The 22732-nt window shown below is 58.2% G+C and carries 23 protein-coding genes and 1 pseudogene; 16 read left to right on the top strand and 8 right to left on the bottom strand.

Going from position 1 to position 22732, the window contains the following annotated elements; genetic code table 11:
• Nucleotides 1–46 precede the first annotated feature (46 nt).
• Genes ACR0I0_RS05585 through der form a run of 3 tightly spaced genes read left to right on the top strand, consistent with a single transcriptional unit; the run spans nt 47 to nt 3598 of the window.
• The gene (locus tag ACR0I0_RS05585; RefSeq protein WP_171631369.1) at nt 47–718 is read left to right on the top strand and encodes a hypothetical protein; all 672 of its coding nucleotides are present in this window, start codon (nt 47–49) and stop codon (nt 716–718) included.
• 44 nt (nt 719–762) lie between these two features.
• Nucleotides 763–2085: a PQQ-like beta-propeller repeat protein gene (locus ACR0I0_RS05580; RefSeq protein ID WP_171723020.1), complete on the top strand. Its 1323-nt coding sequence runs from the start codon at nt 763–765 to the stop codon at nt 2083–2085.
• A 49-nt stretch (nt 2086–2134) separates the two neighbouring features.
• Nucleotides 2135–3598 (top strand): ribosome biogenesis GTPase Der, encoded by a 1464-nt coding sequence (gene der / locus ACR0I0_RS05575; protein WP_480490498.1) that lies wholly within the window; start codon nt 2135–2137, stop codon nt 3596–3598.
• 44 nt (nt 3599–3642) lie between these two features.
• Here the strand turns inward: der and ACR0I0_RS05570 are convergent, their stop codons facing one another.
• Genes ACR0I0_RS05570 through ACR0I0_RS05560 form a run of 3 tightly spaced genes read right to left on the bottom strand, consistent with a single transcriptional unit; the run spans nt 3643 to nt 4887 of the window.
• The gene (locus ACR0I0_RS05570) at nt 3643–4098 is read right to left on the bottom strand and encodes a hypothetical protein (RefSeq protein ID WP_171631377.1); all 456 of its coding nucleotides are present in this window, start codon (nt 4096–4098) and stop codon (nt 3643–3645) included.
• The gene (locus ACR0I0_RS05565; protein WP_480490496.1) at nt 4091–4555 is read right to left on the bottom strand and encodes a hypothetical protein; all 465 of its coding nucleotides are present in this window, start codon (nt 4553–4555) and stop codon (nt 4091–4093) included. The genes ACR0I0_RS05570 and ACR0I0_RS05565 overlap by 8 nt, the downstream gene beginning before the upstream one ends.
• Nucleotides 4552–4887 carry a hypothetical protein gene (locus ACR0I0_RS05560; RefSeq protein WP_480487951.1) on the bottom strand — a complete coding sequence of 112 codons (336 nt, stop codon included), beginning with the start codon at nt 4885–4887 and terminating at the stop codon, nt 4552–4554. Before ACR0I0_RS05560 ends, ACR0I0_RS05565 begins: the two co-directional genes overlap by 4 nt.
• A 503-nt stretch (nt 4888–5390) precedes the next feature.
• Here ACR0I0_RS05560 and ACR0I0_RS05555 point away from each other — a divergent pair.
• The 3 genes and pseudogenes from ACR0I0_RS05555 (at nt 5391) to ACR0I0_RS05545 (ending at nt 7109) form a co-directional block, all read left to right on the top strand.
• Nucleotides 5391–6374 (top strand): fatty acid desaturase, encoded by a 984-nt coding sequence (locus ACR0I0_RS05555; protein WP_480490494.1) that lies wholly within the window; start codon nt 5391–5393, stop codon nt 6372–6374.
• Nucleotides 6375–6413: 39 nt separating this feature from the next.
• A pseudogene (locus ACR0I0_RS05550) lies at nt 6414–6623 on the top strand (helix-hairpin-helix domain-containing protein); the annotation flags it as partial.
• Nucleotides 6624–6776: 153 nt separating this feature from the next.
• Entirely contained in the window at nt 6777–7109 is a 333-nt protein-coding gene (locus ACR0I0_RS05545; protein ID WP_254705383.1) for a hypothetical protein, read from the top strand.
• 57 nt (nt 7110–7166) lie between these two features.
• On the opposite strand, the gene serS is transcribed toward ACR0I0_RS05545, so the two are convergent.
• The gene (serS, locus tag ACR0I0_RS05540) at nt 7167–8459 is read right to left on the bottom strand and encodes a serine--tRNA ligase (protein WP_480490492.1); all 1293 of its coding nucleotides are present in this window, start codon (nt 8457–8459) and stop codon (nt 7167–7169) included.
• A gap of 72 nt (nt 8460–8531) precedes the next feature.
• The gene (locus ACR0I0_RS05535) at nt 8532–10196 is read right to left on the bottom strand and encodes a mechanosensitive ion channel family protein (protein WP_480490490.1); all 1665 of its coding nucleotides are present in this window, start codon (nt 10194–10196) and stop codon (nt 8532–8534) included.
• A 201-nt stretch (nt 10197–10397) separates the two neighbouring features.
• Here ACR0I0_RS05535 and yajC point away from each other — a divergent pair, with 201 nt between their 5' ends.
• The 10 genes from yajC (at nt 10398) to ACR0I0_RS05485 (ending at nt 17395) form a co-directional block, all read left to right on the top strand.
• Nucleotides 10398–10685: a preprotein translocase subunit YajC gene (gene yajC / locus ACR0I0_RS05530; RefSeq protein ID WP_117868574.1), complete on the top strand. Its 288-nt coding sequence runs from the start codon at nt 10398–10400 to the stop codon at nt 10683–10685.
• Between the two features lie 33 nt (nt 10686–10718).
• Complete coding sequence (gene secD / locus ACR0I0_RS05525; protein WP_171631395.1) at nt 10719–12380, top strand: protein translocase subunit SecD; 1662 nt, start codon at nt 10719–10721, stop codon at nt 12378–12380.
• A gap of 1 nt (nt 12381) precedes the next feature.
• Complete coding sequence (secF, locus tag ACR0I0_RS05520) at nt 12382–13350, top strand: protein translocase subunit SecF (RefSeq protein ID WP_171115306.1); 969 nt, start codon at nt 12382–12384, stop codon at nt 13348–13350.
• Nucleotides 13331–14095 carry a sulfite exporter TauE/SafE family protein gene (locus tag ACR0I0_RS05515; protein WP_371732213.1) on the top strand — a complete coding sequence of 255 codons (765 nt, stop codon included), beginning with the start codon at nt 13331–13333 and terminating at the stop codon, nt 14093–14095. Before secF ends, ACR0I0_RS05515 begins: the two co-directional genes overlap by 20 nt.
• Before the next feature lie 12 nt (nt 14096–14107).
• A complete protein-coding gene (locus ACR0I0_RS05510; protein WP_171631397.1) occupies nt 14108–14461 on the top strand; it encodes an Mth938-like domain-containing protein in 354 nt (117 codons plus the stop codon).
• Between the two features lie 144 nt (nt 14462–14605).
• Nucleotides 14606–15220 (top strand): heme ABC exporter ATP-binding protein CcmA, encoded by a 615-nt coding sequence (gene ccmA, locus ACR0I0_RS05505; RefSeq protein ID WP_171723029.1) that lies wholly within the window; start codon nt 14606–14608, stop codon nt 15218–15220.
• On the top strand, nt 15217–15873 hold the full coding sequence (ccmB, locus tag ACR0I0_RS05500; protein ID WP_171631417.1) for a heme exporter protein CcmB: 657 nt from the start codon (nt 15217–15219) through the stop codon (nt 15871–15873). Before ccmA ends, ccmB begins: the two co-directional genes overlap by 4 nt.
• A gap of 61 nt (nt 15874–15934) precedes the next feature.
• Nucleotides 15935–16708, top strand: a complete 774-nt coding sequence (locus tag ACR0I0_RS05495) for a heme ABC transporter permease (protein ID WP_480490488.1) — start codon at nt 15935–15937, stop codon at nt 16706–16708.
• The gene (gene ccmD / locus ACR0I0_RS05490) at nt 16705–16863 is read left to right on the top strand and encodes a heme exporter protein CcmD (RefSeq protein ID WP_209832714.1); all 159 of its coding nucleotides are present in this window, start codon (nt 16705–16707) and stop codon (nt 16861–16863) included. Before ACR0I0_RS05495 ends, ccmD begins: the two co-directional genes overlap by 4 nt.
• The gene (locus ACR0I0_RS05485; RefSeq protein ID WP_171631422.1) at nt 16856–17395 is read left to right on the top strand and encodes a DsbE family thiol:disulfide interchange protein; all 540 of its coding nucleotides are present in this window, start codon (nt 16856–16858) and stop codon (nt 17393–17395) included. The genes ccmD and ACR0I0_RS05485 overlap by 8 nt, the downstream gene beginning before the upstream one ends.
• Before the next feature lie 29 nt (nt 17396–17424).
• Here the strand turns inward: ACR0I0_RS05485 and ACR0I0_RS05480 are convergent, their stop codons facing one another.
• From ACR0I0_RS05480 to acnA, 3 genes are all read right to left on the bottom strand, one after another.
• Nucleotides 17425–18126 carry an SDR family NAD(P)-dependent oxidoreductase gene (locus tag ACR0I0_RS05480; protein WP_480490486.1) on the bottom strand — a complete coding sequence of 234 codons (702 nt, stop codon included), beginning with the start codon at nt 18124–18126 and terminating at the stop codon, nt 17425–17427.
• Nucleotides 18127–18265: 139 nt separating this feature from the next.
• Nucleotides 18266–19768, bottom strand: coding sequence for a BCCT family transporter (locus ACR0I0_RS05475; protein WP_480490485.1), 1503 nt, complete (start codon nt 19766–19768; stop codon nt 18266–18268).
• Nucleotides 19769–19887: 119 nt separating this feature from the next.
• Entirely contained in the window at nt 19888–22578 is a 2691-nt protein-coding gene (gene acnA / locus ACR0I0_RS05470; protein WP_209832720.1) for an aconitate hydratase AcnA, read from the bottom strand.
• Nucleotides 22579–22732: the final 154 nt, after the last annotated feature.

The following is a 22732-nucleotide window of genomic DNA, read 5'->3' as shown; positions in this document are numbered from 1 at the left end:
ATGACATGGCGCACTTATGCAAGACACACAGCCCAGGGGGGCAGGAATGAGCGACACCGACAGTTTCATTGATGAGGTCACGGAAGAGGTACGCCGTGATCGGATGTATCTGCTGCTGCGCCGCTGGGGTTGGGTTGGTGTGGCGGCGGTCGCGCTGATTGTCGGCGGGGCGGCGTTCAATGAATACCGCAAATCCCGCGATACGGCGCAGGCGCAGGATCTGGGTGACTCGATTCTGGCGGCTCTGTCGGAAAACGATTCTGATGCACGGGCGGCCGGTTTGCGGGAAACCGAGGCGCAGTCGCCGGGCGGGAATGCTGTTCTGAACATGCTGCTGTCTGCGTCTCAGCTTGAAGCGGGATCGCGCGAAGAGGCGGTCAACAGTCTGAACGCGGTTGCCGTGCAGGGGGATTTGCCCGAGATCTATCGCGCGATCGCAAGCTTCAAGGCGCTGTTGTTGCAAAGCGACACCTTGCCCGCCGCTGACCGTCGACAGCAGTTCGAAGCGCTGGCGGCGCCGGGTGCGCCCCTTCGACTGCTGGCCGAGGAGCAACTGGCCCTGATCGACGTGTCCGAGGGCAATGTCGATGCGGCACTGGACCGCTTGCAGGCGCTGCGTCAGGACGCCGAGGTCGGTATTGATCTGCAACAACGTGCGGCCCAACTGATAGTTGCGTTGGGCGGCGAACCCGAGCCATTGGTGGCACAGCAGGGCTGACCAGGCGGGACAAAAGACTTAATGACAGGCGAGTTCGGAACATCATGGTAACAAGACTAATTTCCCGCGCGGGATTGCCGGTTGCGGCACTGGCTTTGACCGCATTGACCGCCTGTGAACCTCCCGAAGCGATTTTGCCCGGAGAACGTGAAGACATCCGTCCGGCGTCTGATCTGGAAACAGTGGAAAAGAGCGGCTCTCAGCCCATCAGCCTGCCAGCTCAAAAAGCGAATGCCAGCTGGCCGCAAAGCCCGGGGACGGCTGCTTTCCGAACCACGAACGCGGCACTGCGTGGCTCGCCACAGCGGGTCTGGTCTGTGTCGATCGGGCAGGGCGACTCGCGCAAGCAACGTATCACCGCCGAACCGGTGGTTGCGGGCGGGTTGATTTATACACTGGATGCGGGGGCGACGGTGTCAGCGGTCACGCCGCAGGGCCAGTTGGCTTGGGATACCGATCTGGTTCCGCCAAGTGACGGTGATGCAGACGCCACCGGTGGCGGCTTGGCCTATTCGAACGGCGTTCTCTACGTGTCGTCCGGGTTCGGGCGACTGACCGCATTGGATGCAAAAACGGGCGCCGTGCGGTGGCAGAAGCGATTGGACGCAACCGGAAGCGGCTCTCCGATGGTCAATGACGGGTTGTTGTACCTTGTCGCGGGGGACGAAACCGGGTGGACCATCAACACCAAGGACGGGCGTATCGCCTGGCAAATCGAAGGCACGCCCAGCGTCGGTAACGTTCTGGGCGCACCGGCACCGGTGATTGCCTCGGACCTGGCAGTGTTTGCATTCGGGTCCGGCGATGTTGCGGCCACCTTCCGCCGTGGGGGCATCCGTCGCTGGAATGCGTCGGTCGCAGGCGGGCGGCGGGGACGGGCCGCCGCGCAGATCGTTGACGTGACCGGCAGTCCAATGGTTGTCGGAAACACAATCTATATCGGCAACCATTCTGGCCGGACCGTTGCCTTTGACGCCGCCACCGGTGAACGCCGCTGGACCGCCGATGAAGGTGCGGTTGATACTGTCTGGCCTGCAGGCAACAGCATCTTCCTGATCAGTGACCGCAGTCAGCTGGTGCGCTTGAATGCGGCCGATGGCTCGGTCATCTGGGCGCAGGATCTGCCAAGCTTTGTCAAGGACAAGCGAGGCCGCCGCGGTCCGATCTTTGCACATTACGGTCCGATCCTGGCCGGAGGCCGTATTGTGATTGCGTCCAATGATGGTTATCTGCGCTTCTTCAATCCGGTTAACGGGGCACTGGTTCACCAGGTCGAAGTTCCCGGAGGTGCAACTACGGCTCCGGTTGTTGCCGGGCAAACGCTGTATGTCGTTTCCTCCAAGGGAGATCTACACGCTTTCCGTTGACGGCAAGATGCGCTAAAGGGCGCTTCTTGAGTCTTGAAAGTTGAGTATCATGTCGCTGACCCTCGCCATCGTGGGGCGCCCGAATGTGGGCAAATCCACCCTGTTCAACCGCCTTGTGGGCAAACGTCTGGCCCTGGTCGACGACCAGCCCGGCGTGACGCGTGACCTGCGCGAAGGCGAAGGGCGTCTGGGCGATCTGCGCTTTACCGTGATTGATACGGCGGGTCTTGAGGACGCGACGGATGACAGCCTTCAGGGGCGGATGCGCCGTCTGACGGAACGTGCCGTGGACATGGCTGATGTCTGCCTGTTCATGATCGACGCGCGCGTGGGTGTGACACCAACGGATGAATTGTTCGCGGAGATCCTGCGCAAACGGTCCAAGCACGTGATCCTTGCGGCCAACAAGGCCGAAGGCAATGCTGCGGATGCGGGTGTTCTGGAAGCTTACAACCTTGGTCTGGGTGAACCGGTCCGCTTGTCGGGCGAACATGGTGAAGGGATGACGGACCTTTATGCGCAGCTGATGCCTCTGGCAGACGCGGCAGAGGAAAAACAAGTCGAGGAAGCCCCGCAAACGGACATTGAACTGGACGAAGACGGTGAGGGCGAGACGCCGCTGATCACCGCAGCCAAGCCCTTGCAGGTTGCGGTGGTGGGGCGTCCGAATGCGGGCAAATCCACCTTGATCAACAAGATCATCGGCGAAGACCGTCTGTTGACCGGGCCAGAGGCTGGCATCACGCGTGACGCAATCAGCTTGCGAATCGACTGGGCTGACCCGGACGGTCAAAGCACGCCGATGCGGATCTTTGACACCGCAGGGATGCGCAAGAAAGCAAAAGTACAGGAAAAGCTGGAAAAGCTCTCCGTGTCCGACGGCCTGCGCGCGGTAAAATTTGCCGAGGTCGTCGTTGTGTTGCTGGACGCCGCGATCCCGTTTGAACAGCAAGATCTGCGGATTGCCGATTTGGCCGAGCGTGAAGGCAGGGCCGTTGTCGTCGCCGTCAACAAATGGGACATCGAAGACAACAAGCAGGAAAAGCTGCGCGAGTTGAAAGAGTCGTTTGACCGGCTGCTGCCGCAACTTCGCGGCGCGCCGCTGATCACGGTTTCCGCCAAGACGGGCCGGGGACTGGAGCGTTTGCGCGACGCGATCCTGCGCGCCCATGACGTCTGGAACCGCCGGGTGCCGACTGCCGCTCTGAACCGCTGGCTGACGGCCATGCTTGAACAACACCCGCCGCCAGCCCCACAGGGACGCCGGATCAAACTGCGCTACATGACGCAGGCCAAGACCCGACCTCCGGGGTTTGTGGTGATGTGTTCGCATCCCGACAAAATGCCTGAAAGCTATACCCGTTACTTGGTGAACGGTTTACGGCAGGATTTCGACATGCCCGGAACACCGATCCGCCTGACGCTGCGCGGGCAGGGGGACAAGAACCCCTACAAGGGTCGGCGCAAGAAAAACGCGGGCGCATTGGCCAAGCATCTGAAGGGGCGCGGGTAAACTACGCACCAGAATCAGGGCTTTGATGACACAGGCGGACTGACTCAATCGTGCCCAAGTACGAATGCGCGGTTCGCTTCTGCGGCATTGGCGATACCCTCTGACGTCCCATTGCCCTGTTCAATGGCCGTCGCCAGTTCGGTCGCGGCTGAACCTGTCGTAAAGATCGATGCAATTCGCGTCCGACCTCCGAAAAGACCTTTGGAAGCGTCGGCATTGTCATAGGTCAGGTCAAATGTCGAAACCAAACTGACCGCCTCATCATTGGGTCGTTTGTTTTGATCGCGCGATATGGGCGGAACCAGCGTTGTCACGCGGCGCTGTACACCTGCATTGACCTCGACGGGCAGCGCCTTGGCGGGATCAGAGCGCAAGGCGATGTTCACGCCGCTGCGTTCCCCATAGACCAAACTGCGATCCTGAATCGAGGTGCAGCCGACAAGGCCAAAGCCCCCGATTGCCAGGAGGATGATCCAAGAAAGTCTTGGGTTGTCAGCCATTGCCATTTCCTCCGGTCGATTGGTTGTCATTGCCCTGTTCATTGCCGGTGTCCTTGTCTTTTCCCTCTTTGTCTTCACCGCAGGTGACCAGTCTCGCGGCACCATCGGTTCGGTTTTTTGTTCCAAGCGTCTTTGCAAGTTTGTTTGCGGCGTCTCCGGTGGAAATGACGTCTGAGTATCGGGTCAAGAAAATGCTCTTGGTTTCCATCCGTGTGCAGCCGAATACGGCCATAGCCTCGCGATCTGTGCGCGATGTGCCGTCGGGACCGACCTTGCCTGGTTCAATCACGGGAACCACGGCAGCGAAATCTCTGTCATAACCGATCACAACCTGGCCTTGCTGCCGATTGGCGCTGACGGCGGCATTGATACCGACAACTGTATCATGCGCGACATAAAGCGTATCGCCACATCCCCAAACACTGCTTAACCCAAACAAAATAAATAATTTTTTCACGTCCCCGTCTCCTTCGTGCACAGAGTGTCATCCTGTTGATCAACGCTGGTTGCCGACAGGTCAGTCAGATCCAGATGCAGGCTGCGGGAGATTTCGGCGCCCTGTGGCACATCCACCAGAACAGCGGCCTGATGGCGGCCAAGGGTCAGGCCGCTCCATCTGCGGCCAAGGGCGATCTCCAGCCCTGTCGTGTCTGTCACGGATGCTGCAAGAGTTTGGTTTTTGATCAGTGCCTGACGGTCTGTCAGCCTTGCCGGGCCATCTTCGCAATTTCCGGCAAACACCAGAACCTCGTGATAGATGCCCAAGCTGAAGATTGCCGTACCGCGCATCGTAGCAACATGCAGCCCGCGACCGCGCAGCTAGTGCACAATTGCATTGCCAGTCACGATGGCGGCTGAAGATGAGGTGCCGAAACCGTTATAAGAGCACCCAGCAAGCGAGGCGCAGAACAATGGCGCCAATGGCAATATATTTCTCGAATAAGTCAATCAACATGCCTTAAAACACTGCTTCTTACTCTGACTGGAAGTTTCCCAAGCGTCAACTCAAAGGGAGGTTTTCGAATACTGCTGAAGCGTTCCGCGACATTGCGGGGCTGTTTTCCCGGGCGCTTCCCACTTGCCAGGGCGCGTTATTCGGCGCTGGTGATCGTCACGCAAGCGCGTAACTGCGCCAATTTTCAGCGTTTTCGCTCTGAGGGCGTGACAGCCCCTGTTCTGCGCGCTAGCATTCACGTGTGTGCATCTGTCAGCACATGCATTGCCTGCACGCGGTCAAGCCGCGCCTGGATTTTTAACAGATTAAAACAGGGCCATCGTGGGGAGCGGACTGGATGGATCTGAGGGAATACACAAGACACTACGCAGTTCAGGACAACAGATTGGCTGCACTGAGCTATTTTGGCACGTTCGCGGTGTATTTCGCATCGCTGTGTCTGGCGATCGTGTTCGTGGACCGCTGGTACATCATGATCCCGGCCGGGATCGTCTTCGCCTTCTCGGCGGTACGCCTTTATGTGCTACAACATGATTGCGGGCACCATTCGCTGTTTGAAACGCGAATGCAGAACGAATGGGCAGGGCATGGTCTTTCACCATTCACCTTTGCACCGTTCGAAGTGATGAAACAGAACCATAATCTGCACCACGCGGGGATCGGAAACCTCGAGCATCGTGAGACCGGTGAAATTCACACGATGACATTGCGGGAATGGCAGGACGCGGACTGGAAAACCCGTTTGTTTTACAAGTTGTATCGAAACCCTTTCATCCTAGTGCCGGTCGGTGCGCTGTTCACATATTTCATTCGCTATCGCTGGCCCAAGAACACTGTTCGTTTCGGTGTCGCAGGCGTCTTGCTGCACAATGCATCGATCATCGTATTTTTGGGCCTGTTGTACCTGGTGGCGGGCATGACCGGTATTCTGGTCTGGCTGGTGTTTTCGTTTCTGGGCGGAATGCTGGGTGTGTTTCTCGTGTATCTGCAACACAATTTTGAAGATACCTATTGGGATCGCCGTCCTGACCTGAACCCGCAGACCGCAGCGTTGCATGGATCTTCCGCACTGGATTTCGGATGGTGGTTCGATACCGCCGTCGCCTGTATCACGTTACATGACATCCACCATTACAACGCGCGTATCCCATCGTATCGGTTGCGGGCCTGCCACTATAATCTGCCGCCTGAATTCACGCCTCGTCGGATCAAGTTCCCCGAGGCTGTAGCGGCATTGAACCTCAAGCTTTGGGATGAGGATGCGAAACGCCTCGTGCCATTCCCGAAAAATGACCGAACCGCTGGGTTGGCGCATAGCTGATCCATTGGTTCCGAGAAGGCAAGTGCTGAACTTGCGGATATGCATATCCAGTGTATATGCGATGAGGCAGGGCGATGGAGAAAGGACCTTTGGATGACTGTAGTGACCGACGTAAAAGGTGTGGGAGAGGCGCTGAAAAAAGCCCTTGCAGCCAATGGCTTTAAGACCGCAGAAGCGATAGCGAAGGCGTCACCCGCAGATCTGGTCAAGGTTCCTCGGGTCGGTGAGAGCCGCGCCGCCCTATTGATCGAAGCCGCAAAAGCGGCAATAGCCGCAACGCTTGCCGCCGGTAAGTCTGGCGCGCGCAAGGCGCCGGCACGAAAGCCAGCGGCACGGAAACCAGCAACCGCAAAACCAGCCGCCCGAAAGCCGGCGACACGAAAAGCCGCCCCGCGCAAGACCGTGGCCGCTGTAGCGGCAGAAAAACGGGCGGAAGAAGCTGCACGCAAAGCGGCAGAAGAACAAGCGGCGGCCGAAAAAGCCGAAGCCGCAGCCAAGAAAAAGGCCAAGGCCAAGGCGAAAGCTGAAAAAGCCGCCAAGAAACGCAAAGAAATGGAAGCCGCGTTTTCCAAAGCCAAGGATAAGGTGAAAGCAAAGTCCAAGAAGGACAAAAAATCGAAAAAGGACGAAAAGAAAAAAGACGCCAAGAAGGGCAAAAAAGACGCCGAGAAAGGCAAGAAAAAAAGTGACAAGAAGAAAGATAGCAAGAAGGACAAGAAAAAGGCGAAGAAATAAATTCCTTCGCCCCGTCTTGCATTGTGAACCGGCGCCTCATGGTGCCGGTTTCGTTTTTCAGGCTAGTGTGCCGTCCAGTTGCAGGGTCAGTTTGCCGCCCAGATAGGGGCTTAGGACTTCGGGCAGGGTCACGGTGCCGTCCGCGTTCTGGCCATTTTCCAGCACGGCAATCAGGCAACGCCCAACAGCCAAACCTGAACCGTTCAGCGTATGGACGTATTCCGGCTTGCCGCCACCTTCGGGGCGGAACCTAGCGTTCATGCGGCGGGCCTGGAAATCACCGCATGTCGAAACCGAGCTGATCTCGCGATAGGTGTCCTGACCGGGTAACCAGGCCTCGATATCATAGGTGCGGCGGGCGCCAAAGCCCATGTCACCGGTACACAGGATGACAGTGCGGTAAGGAATGCCCAGCTTTTCCAGAATGCCCTCGGCGCAGCGCAGCATGCGCTTTTGTTCTTCATCCGATTTGTCCGGATGCGTGATCGAAACCATCTCGACCTTTTCGAACTGGTGCTGCCGCAACATCCCGCGGGTGTCTTTGCCCGCGGATCCGGCCTCGGACCGGAAGCACAGGGAATGCGCGGTGTAGCGTCGGGGCAGATAGCTTTCCTCGATCAAGCTGTCGTTTACGATATTGGTCAGCGACACTTCGGAGGTCGGGATAAGCCACCAGCCTTCGCGGGTCTGATAGCTGTCTTCGCCAAATTTCGGCAATTGGCCGGTGCCCTGCATCATCTCGGACAGAACCAGAACCGGGCCATTCACCTCGGTCAGCCCGTTTTCGGTGATATGCGTATCCAGCATGAACTGCGCCAAAGCGCGATGAATACGGGCGACGCCACCGGACAGCAGCACAAATCGCGAACCCGAGAGTTTGGCTGCGGTTTCGAAATCCATGCCTTGCTGAACGGCTTCGATCTCGAAGTGTTCCTTGGGCGCAAAACCCAGCTCAAGCGGTGTGCCCCAGCGGCTGATCTCGACATTGTCGTTTTCATCCACGCCATCCGGCACATCCTCGGCGGGCAGATTTGCGATCCGGATCAACTGATCCGTCAGCAGGGCATCCAGATCCTTGGCCTCGGTCTGCATCCGCGCGATTTCGGCCTTTTTCTCGGCGACCAGCGCGCGCAGGCGTTCGAATTCGGCTTCGTCGCCTCGAGCTTTGGCAGCCCCGACTTCCTTGGACGCCTTGTTCTGTTCGGCTTGCGCTGTTTCGGCCGCCAGAATCTTGGCGCGGCGGCTTTCGTCCAGCCTGAGCACATCTGACGACACCGGCGCGTCCCCACGGCGCGCTAAAGCGGCGTCGAAAGCGGCAGGGTTTTCGCGAATGGCGCGGATGTCGTGCATGTCTCAGATCCTTGAATGCGTGAATCACTGAAACCGCTTATGCACCATCTGTGGGGCAGGGTGTAGCGCCGGTTACGACTTATCCGCTTCCTCGTGCGTTTCATGTGCCAGATGACCATCCCATTCATCCGCCGGGATTTTTGGTTCTGGCGGATCAGCCATGTAAGATGGCGTCATGATCTGCACTTTGTTCTCGTTGAAAACGGCGACAATATTGCGATGCAGGTCCGAGCGGATTTTGGGAATGATGCTGCCGCGGGTGGTGTAACCGTTGATCTGATAATTGATGGCGTAGTCGGCCAGCGCCGTCCACAGTACGAAAGGTTCAGGTTTGGCCTTGATGCCCTTGGTGCGGTTGGCCGCCTCGATCAGCATTGCTTCGACCTTTTCGGGCGGTTCTTCATATCCGATGCCAACCATCGTGTGCAGCAGCAACCCACTGCCATCGGTTTTCTTCGAGAAATTCACAACGTCCGAATTCATCAATTGAGCGTTCGGGATCGAAATCAGCTCGTTCTTGATGGATTTCAGATGCGTCTCCATCAGTTTGATCTGAACCACGTCGCCGATATGGTCCCCGATCTGAATGCGGTCGCCAATTGACGTGGAGCGGCGATAGATCACGAAAAGCCCCGCCAGCATGTTGGACACGACCGAGTTGGCACCCAGCGACAGCATGGCGCCGACCAGAATGGTCAGACCCTGGAAGGCGGCCGAATCCGAACCGGGAATGTAGGGAACGGCAAAGACGAGCGCGATCAGAATCACGATAACCCGAGCGATGTTGAACGTCGGATTGACCCAGTGTTTTTCAAAATCGCCCATTTCGAACGAACCGGCTTCGACCGCGTCGAAGAACACGCGCATGCCCTTGATTATGTACAACGTGACCCATGCGATCAGGCTGAGCATAATCAGGTTTGGGATATAGCTGAGTATTCCCTTGAATATCAGCAGTACCGGTTCTGTCAGATAGGTCAGCAGCAGTTGCGCGAAATAGCGTGTTTCCGCAAAGGCCAGTAGAACGAAGGACAGGTAGTAGTAGAAGCCGAGAAAGAAGATGACCAACAGGGCAAAATTCAGCCCGTATCGGATCAGGGCGGCGATTGCTTCGGCCTGAACGCTTTTGGCCGTCGCCGTTTCGACATCCTTCAAATAACGCTTTACCAGTTTCAGAGTGCGCCGCCTGATCCGCCGGTGAAGCCAAAGGATAACCAGCACGAAGACGACAAAGCCTAAGGTCCATCCAGCGGCCTCAATCGCTCCGGATACCCGGGCTTGATCTGTACGGTTGGAGCGGTAGGCAAGGATGGCCTCTTCGATGGCCTGACCATGCAGTAAGCCGAGGACGTCCAGCTCCATCTGGTCCAGTTCGGCGTCTGCAAGCGTCACGATCGATACGATTTCACCGTCGGCGCGAATGCGTATGCCTAGGTCGGTTTCTTCAAAGGTGATGTCGACCGTGGGGCTTTCAGAGGCTTCGGCCACCTCAATAATCTTGTTCTGCACGCTTTCGGCACGTTCCGGCGCGGGCAGAGCGCTGGAGCCGCGCAGGAAGAACAACATGTCGCCGTCCACGATGACGGGCGCCTTGAAACTTTCGGTTTCTTCCGCCTCGGGTTCGGTGGCTTCGGCAGGCAATTCCTGGGCCTTCACCGGCGCGGCCAGACACAGGATCAAGCTCAGCAAGGACAGCAAAAGCGTCAACGATTGGAATGGTTTGTATCTAGCTCTCATTGCCCCCCCTGATGTTCGACTATAGCCAATTTGAAATACCTGCATAGGACATATCTGCAACGATTTACCGGTTCGTGTGGCACCTTTCTCAGGTTGCGGCCGATCACATGACCACCTTTGCTTGCAAACACGCATTTCAAAGCATAGGTTCCGGCAAAATTTGCGGAACGGTGCCGCAAGATCTGAACAAAGGAATATCCCATGGAAGGTGGCGCAATCGCCCAGTTTCTCCCGCTGATCCTGATCTTTGCGATCATGTATTTCCTGCTGATCCGTCCGCAGCAGAAGAAAATGAAGGAACATCAGGCCATGGTCGATGCCGTGCGTCGGGGGGATCAGGTTGTCACCCAGGGCGGGCTGATCGGCAAAGTGTCGAAGGTCAAGGAAGGCGATAACGAGATCGAAGTCGAGATCGCCGAAGGTGTCAAAGTGCGTGTGGTCAAATCGACCATCGCCCAGGTTCTGAACAAAACCGAACCCGCGAAATAACACCACCTTACAAATCCTTGAAAAGGCAGGGTAATGCTGCACATTGATACCTGGAAGCGGGTTCTGATCTGGCTGGTCTGCGTGACTGGCCTGATCATGGCCCTGCCAAATGCGTTTTACACACGGGTCGAGCAATCAAACGACGCCAAAGCCGCGATCGAGCTGGGCGTGGATACGCCCGAGTTGCAGGTCGAGGCGGGGCAATGGCCGAACTGGCTGCCCTCGTCGCTGGTCAATCTGGGCCTTGACCTGCGCGGCGGTGCACATCTGTTGGCCGAAGTTCAGGTGCAGGACGTCTACGAATCCCGGATGGAGGCGATGTGGCCAGATATCCGTGACGCCCTGCGCGATGAGCGCTCGACCGTCGGGACGGTCCGCCGTCAGGAATCGGCCCCAGATGAGATTCGCGTGCGCATCAGCCAGCCTGAGGGCATGGCGCGGGCACTGGAGGTCGTGCGCGGTCTTGCCCGTCAAGTGCAGACCCTGACCGGTGTCGGGGCAACGGATATCGAGGCACGTGCCGAAGGCGACACGATTGTCGTTCAGTTGTCCGAGGCAGAAAAACTGGCCTCAGACGACCGCACAGTGCGTCAATCGTTGGAAATCATCCGTCGCCGGATCGACGAAGTGGGCACCCGAGAGCCGACCATTCAGCGTCAGGGTGCCGATCGTATCCTGATTCAGGTGCCTGGCATCGGCAGCGCGGGTGAGTTGAAAGAGATCATCGGCACGACGGCGCAACTGACCTTTAACCCGGTCGCCGGACGCGGCACCAATCCGGATGCCGTTGCAGGCATCGGCGAAGAAATTGTGCCGTCGATTGACGAAAGCGGTGTTTACTACACCATTGAATCCGCTCCGGTCGTTACCGGAGAGGAACTGGTCGATGCGCAGCCCGCATTCGACCAAAACGGTCGCCCTGCGGTCAATTTCCGGTTCAACACGTCTGGTGCGCGCAAATTCGGGGATTATACCCGCGACAATATCGGAGCCCCCTTTGCCATCGTTCTGGACGACGAGGTAATTTCGGCCCCCGTGATCCAAAGTCATATTCCGGGCGGTTCAGGCATCATCACCGGCAACTTTACGGTTGAGGAAAGCACCAATCTGGCCGTCCTGCTGCGAGCGGGCGCACTGCCTGCCGGCCTGGAATTCCTCGAAGAACGTACCATCGGACCCGAGTTGGGGCAGGACAGTATCGACGCGGGCAAAGTCGCCACAATCGTGGCCTTTGTGGCAGTACTGGTTTTCATGGCGCTCAGCTATGGTCTGTTCGGGATCTTCGCCAACATCGCGCTGATCATCAATGTGGGCCTGTTGTTCGGTCTGCTGTCCATGATCGGAGCAACCTTGACCCTGCCGGGTATCGCGGGGATCGTATTGACAGTCGGTATGGCGGTGGACGCCAACGTGCTGATTTTTGAACGTATCCGCGAGGAATTGAAATCCGCCAAAGGTCCGGCGCGCGCAATCGAACTGGGCTATGAAAAGGCGCTGTCTGCCATTCTGGATGCGAACGTGACCACATTCATCACCGCCGTGATCCTGTTTGCCATGGGCAGTGGCCCGGTGCGCGGCTTTGCAATCACTCTGGGCCTCGGCATTCTGACTTCGGTCTTCACCGCGATCTTCGTGACGCGCCTGATGGTCGTGATGTGGTTCGAACGCCGCCGTCCGAAAACGATCGAGGTTTGACATGAGACTGAAACTCGTACCCCAGAACACCTCGTTCGATTTCTTCAACCGCTGGAAGGTTTGGTTGGGCATTTCCGGCCTGATGATGGTGATTGCCTTCACCTCGTTCATGCTGCAAGGGCTGAATTTCGGTATTGATTTCCGGGGTGGCACGACGATCCGGACGCAAAGCGCGGTTGAGATCGATGTGGGCACATACCGAGATGCCATCGCCCCGCTGGAACTGGGCGATGTGACCATCACCGAGATTTTCGATCCAACCTTTGCGGATGACGAAAACGTTGCGATGATCCGCATCCAGGCGCAGGAAGATGCCGAGGCTGTCGAAGCAGCGACCATCACCGCCGTCGAGGACGCGTTGCAGCAGGTAATACCTGATATTCAGTTCGTCTCCGTAGAATCCGTCGGCCCCAAGGTCTCGGGCGAGTTGATCCAGACCGCCGTCATCGCGGTGGCTTTGGCGATTGGCGCGGTGCTTGTCTATATCTGGCTACGGTTCGAATGGCAGTTTGCGCTGGGGGCCGTGGCGGCACTGGTTCACGATGTGATCCTGACCATCGGCATCTTCTCGGAACTGCAAATCCGGTTTGATCTGGCCATTATCGCGGCCCTTCTGACCATCGTCGGTTATTCGCTGAACGATACCGTGGTCGTTTTCGACCGGGTGCGAGAGAATCTGCGGAAGTACAAAAAGAAAGACCTCAAAGAGGTGCTGAACATTTCGATCAACGAGACGCTCAGCCGGACGGTGATGACCTCGGTCACGACGTTGCTGGCGTTGATCTCACTTTATGTTCTGGGCGGCGATGTGATCCGCGGCTTCGTATTCGCGATGATCTGGGGCGTGATCGTGGGGACTTATTCATCGGTCTTCGTCGCCTCGACCATCCTGTTGTGGCTGGGGGTCAAGCGCGACTGGTCAAAGCCGTCGAATACGGCGGGCAACCAGTTTGCCAATATTGATGCCTGAGGCGTTGCAACAGGCCTTGTCCCTGCCGGGGCTGGGTTGGTTGGTTCTTACCATCGGAGCCGCGGGACTTGTCCGCGGCTTCACTGGTTTTGGCACCGCGATGATCTTTGTTCCGGTGGCCACTCAATTTCTGCCGATTGCCGATGTCGTCTTTCTGATGGCAGCCACCGGGATCGTATCGACCTTTGCGCTGGCGCCGCAGGCATGGCGTGAATGCGACAAGACCGAAATCAGCACTTTGGGCGTTGCAGCGGCATTGACCGTGCCGCTTGGCCTTTGGGTCATGGCACAGGCCGACACGGTCGTTCTGCGCTGGATTGCCTGCGGTATCACCGGCGTGACCCTGTTGGCGATCGTCACTGGCTGGCGCTGGCAGGGACGGCTGGGTGTGCCCGGACGGATGGCCATCGGAGGCAGCGCAGGCGTGATCGGTGGCATGACCGGACTGACCGGCCCGGTCGTTATCGTATTCTATCTGGCCAGCTCTTCAGATGTGCGCAAGATTCGTGCCAACACGATCATCTTTCTGGCTTTGCTGGACGTGGCCATCGTCTTCAGCATCCTGATCGGAGGCGCTGCGGATCTGTCGATCCTTTGGATTGTCCTGCTGCTGGGCTTGCCCTATCTGACCACGACACTGATCGGCAAGGCTCTGTTCGATCCAAAGCTCGAACGGATCTATCGCACTGCGGCTTATTCGGTCATTCTGATAGCAGTCGTGTCCGGTTTGCCGATCCTGGATTGAAGGAGGGAAGGAATGCGCCTCAACCAAGTTACGTTTTCGGATGCCAAGCCGGTTGATGGCTACGGCCCCGGTTTTTTCCGCATTGGCGGTGATGTGTTCGAAGGCGCAGTTCTGACCGGCCCCGCAGGACCTGCCATCTGGGGCGGTTATGAAGATGCGCAACCACTTCTGGAACTGGCTGATGAAATTGACGTTCTGCTTGTCGGCACTGGCAAAGACATGGCCCACATTCCCCAGTCTTTGCGCACCCGGTTGGAGAGTGCCGGTGTCGGCGTCGAAATCATGAATTCTCCGGCTGCGTGCCGCACCTACAATGTCTTGCTCTCAGAAGGTCGCCGAATAGCGCTTGCTCTGATCCCGGTCTGACGGGATCCCTTCATCTGGCCGAAAATATCCCGGGGTGTGTGAGGGGCTGACCCCTCACTCGGACCTCTCTGCTCAAAGCTCCCACAGCCGAACTGCGGCAAATCCCACCTTTTGCCTTTGATGACATTCCGATAAGCGGGTCTCATGACTCTGATTGTAACCGACCTGTCGATCACCCGTGGTGGCATTCCCGTCCTGGAGCATCTCAGCTTTCAGCTGCCTCCGGGCAAAGCGCTGATTCTGCGTGGGCCGAACGGGATCGGCAAAACGACCCTTCTGCGCACATTGGCCGGGTTGCAGCCGCCGCTGAAGGGTCAGATCCAGGGCGCGGAAGACCAGATTGCATATGCGTCCCATTCGGACGGGCTGAAACCGACGCTGACTGTATCCGAGAACCTGACGTTCTGGGCTTCTGTCTTTGGCACCAACGGCATCCAGACGGCGCTGGACGCGTTCCAGTTGAACGAGCTGTCGGATCGCCATGCGGGGTACCTGTCAGCCGGTCAGAAACGGCGGCTGGGGCTGGCACGCATGCTGGTCACCGGGCGGCCGATCTGGATGCTGGACGAGCCGACCGTTTCGCTGGACAGAAATGCGGTGCAAATGTTCGCCGATGCAGTCCGCGCGCATCTGGGGCAGGGTGGGTCAGCCCTGATCGCGACCCATATCGACCTTGGTCTGGATGGCGAGGTTCTGGACGTCGGCCCGAACAAGGCCAAACCCAAACCCATTGACGATTTCGACGGAGGTTTCCTGTGATCGCCCTTCTGCTGCGCGACCTGAAACTGGCCTTCCGAGCGGGTGGCGGGTTTGGTTTGGGATTGGCCTTTTTCCTGATCGTGACTGTGATGGTGCCGTTTGCAGTGGGGCCACAATCGTCACTGCTGACCACCATCGCGCCGGGTGTGCTCTGGCTGGGGGCGTTGCTGGCCTGCCTGCTGTCTCTTGACCGTCTTCTGGCGCTGGACTGGGAGGACGGATCGCTGGACCTGCTGGCCACGGCGCCGCTGCCGCTGGAATCAGTCGTGACCATTAAGGCGCTGGCCCACTGGCTGACCACAGGCCTGCCTTTGGTTCTGGCCGCACCTTTTCTGGGGGTCCTGCTGAACCTGCCTGCGCAGGGGTTCTTCTGGCTTGTCATCTCGCTGCTGATCGGCACCCCGGCCATGAGCGTGATCGGAACATTCGGTGCTGCCCTGACCGTCGGTCTCAAGCGCGGCGGATTGCTGTTGTCGCTCTTGGTGCTGCCGCTTTACGTCCCCACCCTGATTTTCGGGGCCGAGGTCGCCCGGCGTGGGGCAACGGGGATGGACGTGCAGACGTCTTTGTTGATGCTGGCGGGGATCACGGCGGCCACCATCGCGTTGTTGCCCTTTGCCAGCGCGGCTGTGTTACGTATCAATCTGCGGTGAACCGCCCCAACTTTGACTGATGTCAATTGAGAATACCCCCAACTCGGACTAGATAGGGCCCATGTCGATAGCAGCCAAAGCCAATGCCCTCTGGGAATACGCCAATCCGCGCAAGTTTCTTGCGACCAGTGAACGTGTCCTGCCGTTTTTCTGGATCGTCTCGATCGTCTGCATCGTCGTCGGGCTGGTCTGGGGGTTCTTCTTCACGCCGGACGACTATAAACAAGGGTCGACGGTCAAGATCATCTATCTGCACGTCCCGGCGGCACTGATGGCGATCAATTGCTGGCTGATGATGCTGGCAACTTCTCTGGTCTGGCTGGTTCGACGTCATCATGTCAGCGCGCTGGCGGCACGGGCGGCTGCGCCGATCGGGATCGTGATGACCTTGATTGCGTTGCTGACCGGGGCGATCTGGGGACAGCCCATGTGGGGCACCTGGTGGGCGTGGGATCCGCGTCTGACGTCGTTTCTGATCCTGTTCCTGTTCTATCTTGGCTATGTCGCATTGTGGGAAGCCATCGAGGATCCGGACACTGCGGCGGACCTGACCTCGGTTCTGTGTCTGGTCGGATCCGTGTTCGCGCTGCTCAGCCGATATGCGGTCAACTTCTGGAACCAGGGCTTGCATCAGGGCGCATCGGTCATGCGCGCGGCAGCCGTGACCGGGGCCGATACGGAAGAGAAAGTCAGCAATATCTACTTCTATCCGTTGTTGCTGTGCATCATCGGATTTGTACTGCTGTTCATCGCTTTGGTGCTGTACCGTACCGGAACTGAAATCCGCGCGCGGCGCATCAAGGCGTTGCAGGCGCGGGAAAGGGTGGGCGGATGATCCCCGATCTTGGAAAATATGCTGACGCGGTTTTGTCGTCTTATGCCGTGTCCATCATACTGCTGGTGGCATTGATCGTGTTCAGCGTGATGCGAGGGCGCAAGGTACGCACTGAAATGGAAAAGATCGAACAAAGGATTTCGCGAAATGGCTAAGATATCGCCCCTGATGATCGCGCCGCCTTTGATTTTTGGCGCTTTCGCCGTGTTGGCCGGGATCGGTATGTTCCGTGAAGACCCCAATGCGTTGCCCTCTGCCCGCGAAGGCCAACCGGCTCCGCCCGTGGTTCTGAGCGAGTTCCCGGAAAAGAAGCTGTTTGATGATGCCACGCTGCGGGATGGAGAGGTCAAGCTGGTAAACTACTGGGCCAGCTGGTGCGCGCCATGCCGTGCCGAGCATCCCAATCTGGAGGCTCTGGCCGCCGAAGGCATCCCGGTCTATGGCGTCAACTACAAAGACCAGTTGGACAACGCCCAAGCGTTTTTGACCGAGCTTGGCGATCCCTACGCCGCGATTGGACGTGATGAGAAAGGTCGCATGGCATTGGATTGGGGCCTTTACGGCGTTCCCGAAACCTATGTGGTTGATGGCGACGGCACGATCATTTTGCGCTTTGCCGGCCCGATTACGCAGCGGGTGATTGAAAACACTCTGCGTCCGGCGTTGGAAAAGGCTGCGGGCGGTTGAGCAATTTGGAAAACGAGGTTTGAGCCGCCTTACAAGCGATAGCCTCCGGTCACGCCCAGGACCTCTCCGGTTACGAATCCCGCCGCGTCCGAGGTCAGAAACCGAACGACCCTGGCGATGTCTTCCGGAGTTCCGATCCGGCCCAGCGCCGTTTCCCTGACGAATAGCGATGTCAGATCGTCAGGGCGGGGGGCTTCGGGGATGTTGATGGCACCCGGTGCAACCGCGTTGACGCGGATTCCGTCCGGGCCAAGCTCTTTTGCCATGGCGCGCGTCCAGAGGTTCAGCGCGGCTTTGCTTGCCCCGTAGGTCGCGGCGTCCCGCGGTGGCAATGTTGCGTTCATCGATGAGATGCTGACGATCGAAGCGCCGCGTTTCAGATGCGGCAATGCCGCAGCAAGCAACGCGGCGGGGGCCAGCACGTTGAGGTCAAGAATGGCGCGATGGTCCGCGGCCTGAAACTGTTGTTTCGGAGTGGAGCGAACAAGACCGGCATTGTTTACGATCACGTCCAGTCGCCCGAAGTGATCAATGACCTTTTCGACCACCCGGGTGGGTTGGTTGTCTTTTGTAAGGTCAGACTGAACCGCCAGAACGTCACCTTTCAGCAATTCTGAATCGGGGTGGCTGGCCAACCAGGTGAAGGCGACACGGTGATCACCGCGCAGGTCTTCGACTATTGCCCGCCCAATTCCACGGGCACCACCGGTTATCAGTGCTACTTTTTCCATGAACTCAGATGACCGGCAAAGCGCCCGGGATTCAACGTTGATTTTTGCGCTGCCGGAATGCGGTCACTTGCGCAGCAATATCCAGAGCATTGCCGCGATGAACGCGAAGGTGACAAGGTTCATCAATGTGTCTGTGAGATCACCGATCAGCATTGCGTTGGCCCTCCTCTCTGAGCCCGCGGAACAGGCAAACCATCAGCAGGACCGAAATGAAGACAAAGGGCAATGCGCCAAGCGAGATGAGGATCTTCACCGAGTCCACGGATCCCGAAAGGATCATTGCAACGCTCAGCAGTCCCAGCAATCCTCCCCAGATCAGACGCACACGCGGCGGTGGGTTCTCGTCCCCGCCCGTCGAGAAGGTGCCCAGAACAAAGGCTGCGCTTACGACGCTGGTCACGATGAACAGAAAGGCGGCCAGTACCGTTGCAAGCGTGGTGATCACGGAAAGTGGAAGTCGGTCGAGCAGGGCGAAGGTCACGCGTTCGATGTTTGTCTGCGTATAGGCCAGCAGTTCGCCCGCACCATTAAGTGCCTCGAACAGGCCAATGCCACCAAAGGCACCGAACCAGAGGATTGAAAACAGCGTGGGGGCGAACAGGACGCCGATCACGAATTCCCGTATCGTGCGACCGCGAGAGATACGCGCGACAAAGACGCCCACGAACGGGCCCCAGGCAATCCACCAGACCATGTAGGTAAGGGTCCAGTCGCTGAACCATCTGGTGACGTCATCGCCGAAGAACGTAAAGGTCTGAAATCCCCTGGGGATGACATTGGTGACATAGTCGCCGAACCCCTGAACGATGGTATTCAGAAGGTATTCGGTGGGGCCAAGGACCACCGTGTAGGCAACAAGGCCGATTGCGATCAGCATGGCGGCATTGGACAGGCGCGCCATGCCTTGGCCCAGATCGATCAAGAGTGCCGGGATATACGCAGCAACCATTGCCAGAAACACGACACCAATCAAAAGGGCGCCGACCGTTTCCCGACCGCCCAGCACTGCGATGCCGTCTGCCACCTGAAACACGCCCATGGCCATGGAGCCACCGACACCAATGGCAATGGCGATGATCGCCATGAAGTCCGAAAGCCACCCGACACGTTCAGCCCAGCGTTTGCCGGGAAACAGGTTTTTGATCGGCGCACTGACCATCATCCCCGTACCGCGCCGAAAGCTGAAATAGGCAATGGTCAGCGCGGTGGAGCCATAAATCGCCCAGGCATGCAGCCCCCAATGGAAATTTGTCGCCAGCATCGCCTGCTGCGCCGCGATGAAATCCGGCGCCATGCCGGAGATGAAGTTGAAATGGGTCAGCGGTTCCGCCACCGCCCAAAACAACAGGCCGACGCCCATACCGGCGGAGAACAGCATTGAAATCCATGTGGGGGTGGAAAACTCTGGCTCCTCGTCATCCCGGCCAAGGCGAATATTTCCATAGGGTGAAAACGCCAGAAACAGGCATCCGATCAACATACCCGAAGCGGCGAGCATCACGAACCAGCCGCGGCTGTGGAAGGTCTGCTGGACGACGCCGCTTGCCCAGGTCACCAGACTTTGAATGTCCACGACACCCCATATCCCGATCACGGCAATTACGCTGAGCGAACATACCAGCAGGGCGTTGGGTTTCTTCATGGCGAATGGTTTTCCGTTGACGACCTTGCCCAACAGTTTCAGGTTTTCGAATAAATGACCAGAAAACAAAAAACCCCCGGCGGGTGGCCGGGGGTTTGAATTGCACGCTTTGGTATCGGTTATGATGCCTTCGCAAGATTGCGCAGGACGTAATGCAACACGCCACCGTTTTCGATATATTCAATCTCGGGCGCGGTATCGATACGGCATTTCAGGGTGATGGTCTTTTCGGTTCCATCGCCATAAACGATGGTGCACGGGACTTCCTGTAGCGGCTCGATCGTATCCAGCCCGTGAATCGAAACGGTTTCATCCCCTTTCAGCCCCAGGGTTTTGCGGGTGTCGCCACCTGTAAACTCGAACGGAATGACCCCCATGCCAACAAGGTTTGAACGGTGGATACGCTCAAAGCTCTCGGCGATAACGGCCTTGACGCCCAGCAGCGCCGTGCCCTTGGCCGCCCAGTCGCGGCTTGAGCCCGCGCCATATTGCTCGCCACCGAATACCACCAGCGGGGTGCCGTTCGCCTGATAGGCCATCGAGGCGTCATAAATTGACGTCTGTTCACCGTCCGGGCCTTTGGTGTAACCGCCTTCGACGCCGTCCAGCATCTCGTTCTTGATGCGGATGTTGGCGAAAGTTCCGCGCATCATCACCTCGTGGTTGCCGCGGCGTGAACCATATGAATTGAATTCACGCGGCTGAACCTGACGTTCGATCAGGTACTGGCCTGCGGGCGAGGTCGTCGCGAATGACCCAGCAGGTGAGATGTGGTCGGTCGTGACCATGTCACCCAGAATGGCCAGAACCTTGGCGCCTTCGATGTTGGAAATCGTGCCCGGTTCGGGGCCCATGCCCTGGAAATAGGGCGGGTTCTGGATATAGGTCGATGTCGGCGGCCAGTCATAGGTTTCCGCATCGGTGGTTTCGACCGACTGCCATTTCTCGTCCCCTTTGAAGACGTCGGCGTATTTCGACTGGAACGCTTCGCGCGTGACAGTCTGTTCGACCAGTTCCGCGACCTCCTGCTGCGTTGGCCAGAGGTCTTTCATATAGACGTCGTTGCCGTCCTTGTCCTGACCGATCGGTTCGGATGTCAGGTCAATGTCCATGGTGCCTGCTAGGGCGTACACGACGACCAGAGGCGGCGAAGCCAGATAGTTTGCGCGCACGTCGGGCGAGATGCGGCCTTCGAAGTTGCGGTTGCCGGACAAGACCGAAGTGGCGACCAGATCGCCTTCCGCAATGGCCTCCGAGATTTCTTTCTGAATCGGCCCCGAGTTGCCGATACATGTGGTGCAGCCGTATCCGACGAGGTTGAAGCCGATCTTGTCCAGATCCTCCTGAAGGCCCGCGGCCTCGAGGTAAGCGGACACAACCTGCGACCCCGGTGCCAGTGAGGTTTTGACCCAAGGCTTGCGATCCAGCCCCAGCGCGGCTGCCTTACGCGCCACGAGGCCCGCTCCGATCATCACGTAAGGGTTCGACGTGTTGGTGCAGGACGTGATCGAGGCGATCACGACCTTGCCCGATTCCATGCCATAGTTTTCGCCTTTGACCTCGACCTGTTTGCCCATCGGGCGATTGAAGGTCTCGGCCATTTCCTTGGCGAATGCGGCCTTGGCGTCAGTCAGCGCAACATAATCCTGCGGGCGTTTGGGCCCCGAGATTGCCGGAACAATCGTGCCCATATCCAGGGTCAGGGTGTCGGTGTAGATCGGCGCATAGTTTTCATCGCGCCAGAAACCGTTTTCCTTGGCGTAGGCTTCAACCAGCGCGATGCGATCCTCGTCGCGGCCGGTGTTGCGCATGTAGCGCAGCGTTTCGCCGTCAATCGGGAAAAAGCCGCATGTCGCGCCGTATTCCGGGGCCATGTTGGCGATGGTCGCACGGTCGGCCAGCGGCAGACGATCCAGGCCTTCGCCGTAGAATTCGACGAACTTGCCGACAACGCCTTTTTCGCGCAGCATTTCCACGACCTTCAGAACCAGGTCGGTGCCGGTGGTGCCTTCGACCAGATCACCGGTCAGCTCAAAGCCCACGACCTCGGGGATCAGCATCGAGATCGGTTGACCCAGCATCGCGGCCTCGGCCTCGATCCCGCCGACACCCCAGCCCAGCACGGCCATGCCGTTGACCATGGTGGTGTGACTGTCGGTGCCGACCAGCGTGTCGGGATAGGCGACTTCTTCACCGTTCTGGTCGGTGTCGGTCCAGACGGTCTGGGCCAAATATTCAAGGTTCACCTGGTGGCAGATGCCGGTGCCGGGGGGGACAACGCGGAAGTTGTTGAATGCACCCTGACCCCATTTCAGGAACTGGTACCGTTCCATGTTGCGTTCGTATTCACGGTCCACATTCATCTGGAACGCGCGCGGGTTGCCGAATTCGTCGATCATCACCGAATGGTCGATGACCAGATCGACAGGGTTCAGCGGGTTGATCTTTTGCGCGTCGCCGCCCAACGCCTTGATGCCGTCCCGCATCGCGGCCAGATCCACCACGGCGGGAACGCCGGTGAAATCCTGCATCAGTACCCGGGCAGGGCGATAGGCGATTTCACGAGGGTTTTTGCCACCGTTGGCGCCCCATTCGGCAAAAGCCTTGATGTCATCGACCGAGACCGAAAACCCGTCATCCTCGAACCGCAACATGTTTTCCAGAACCACCTTGAGTGCGGCAGGCAGTTTCGAGAAATCGCCCAGACCGGCCTCTTGCGCGGCAGGGATCGAATAATAGGAAATGGATTTACCATTCACGCTCAGACTGCGGCGCGTTTTGGCGTTATCCTGTCCGACTTTGATGGGCATCTGTGGCCTCCCTCTCAAATGACTTGGATATTGGGATTTGCTGAGTGTTATCTGCATCACCAAGCCCCCGTGTTCAAGGCTGAACACGCGCCGAGAGGGAAATTTGTATACTATTGTACACTTTTTCGCGGAGGGAATGCGTCAAAGCCTCAAG

Source organism: Ruegeria sp. AG6, assembly GCF_056541565.1.
Note: the sequence above shows the minus strand (reverse complement) of the source record. Positions and strands in the feature narration are given on the sequence as shown.

Bases quoted from the DNA above. Each gene is read 5' to 3' on its own strand.
- ACR0I0_RS05585 (WP_171631369.1), top strand. From the start codon at position 47: ATGAGCGACACCGACAGTTTCATTGATGAGGTCACGGAAGAGGTACGC.
- ACR0I0_RS05580 (WP_171723020.1), top strand. From the start codon at position 763: ATGGTAACAAGACTAATTTCCCGCGCGGGATTGCCGGTTGCGGCACTG.
- der (WP_480490498.1), top strand. From the start codon at position 2,135: ATGTCGCTGACCCTCGCCATCGTGGGGCGCCCGAATGTGGGCAAATCC.
- ACR0I0_RS05570 (WP_171631377.1), bottom strand. From the start codon at position 4,098: ATGGCTGACAACCCAAGACTTTCTTGGATCATCCTCCTGGCAATCGGG.
- ACR0I0_RS05560 (WP_480487951.1), bottom strand. From the start codon at position 4,887: ATGCGCGGTACGGCAATCTTCAGCTTGGGCATCTATCACGAGGTTCTG.
- ACR0I0_RS05555 (WP_480490494.1), top strand. From the start codon at position 5,391: ATGGATCTGAGGGAATACACAAGACACTACGCAGTTCAGGACAACAGA.
- serS (WP_480490492.1), bottom strand. From the start codon at position 8,459: ATGCACGACATCCGCGCCATTCGCGAAAACCCTGCCGCTTTCGACGCC.
- ACR0I0_RS05535 (WP_480490490.1), bottom strand. From the start codon at position 10,196: ATGAGAGCTAGATACAAACCATTCCAATCGTTGACGCTTTTGCTGTCC.
- yajC (WP_117868574.1), top strand. From the start codon at position 10,398: ATGGAAGGTGGCGCAATCGCCCAGTTTCTCCCGCTGATCCTGATCTTT.
- secD (WP_171631395.1), top strand. From the start codon at position 10,719: ATGCTGCACATTGATACCTGGAAGCGGGTTCTGATCTGGCTGGTCTGC.
- secF (WP_171115306.1), top strand. From the start codon at position 12,382: ATGAGACTGAAACTCGTACCCCAGAACACCTCGTTCGATTTCTTCAAC.
- ACR0I0_RS05510 (WP_171631397.1), top strand. From the start codon at position 14,108: ATGCGCCTCAACCAAGTTACGTTTTCGGATGCCAAGCCGGTTGATGGC.
- ccmA (WP_171723029.1), top strand. From the start codon at position 14,606: ATGACTCTGATTGTAACCGACCTGTCGATCACCCGTGGTGGCATTCCC.
- ACR0I0_RS05495 (WP_480490488.1), top strand. From the start codon at position 15,935: ATGTCGATAGCAGCCAAAGCCAATGCCCTCTGGGAATACGCCAATCCG.
- ccmD (WP_209832714.1), top strand. From the start codon at position 16,705: ATGATCCCCGATCTTGGAAAATATGCTGACGCGGTTTTGTCGTCTTAT.
- ACR0I0_RS05485 (WP_171631422.1), top strand. From the start codon at position 16,856: ATGGCTAAGATATCGCCCCTGATGATCGCGCCGCCTTTGATTTTTGGC.
- ACR0I0_RS05480 (WP_480490486.1), bottom strand. From the start codon at position 18,126: ATGGAAAAAGTAGCACTGATAACCGGTGGTGCCCGTGGAATTGGGCGG.
- ACR0I0_RS05475 (WP_480490485.1), bottom strand. From the start codon at position 19,768: ATGAAGAAACCCAACGCCCTGCTGGTATGTTCGCTCAGCGTAATTGCC.
- acnA (WP_209832720.1), bottom strand. From the start codon at position 22,578: ATGCCCATCAAAGTCGGACAGGATAACGCCAAAACGCGCCGCAGTCTG.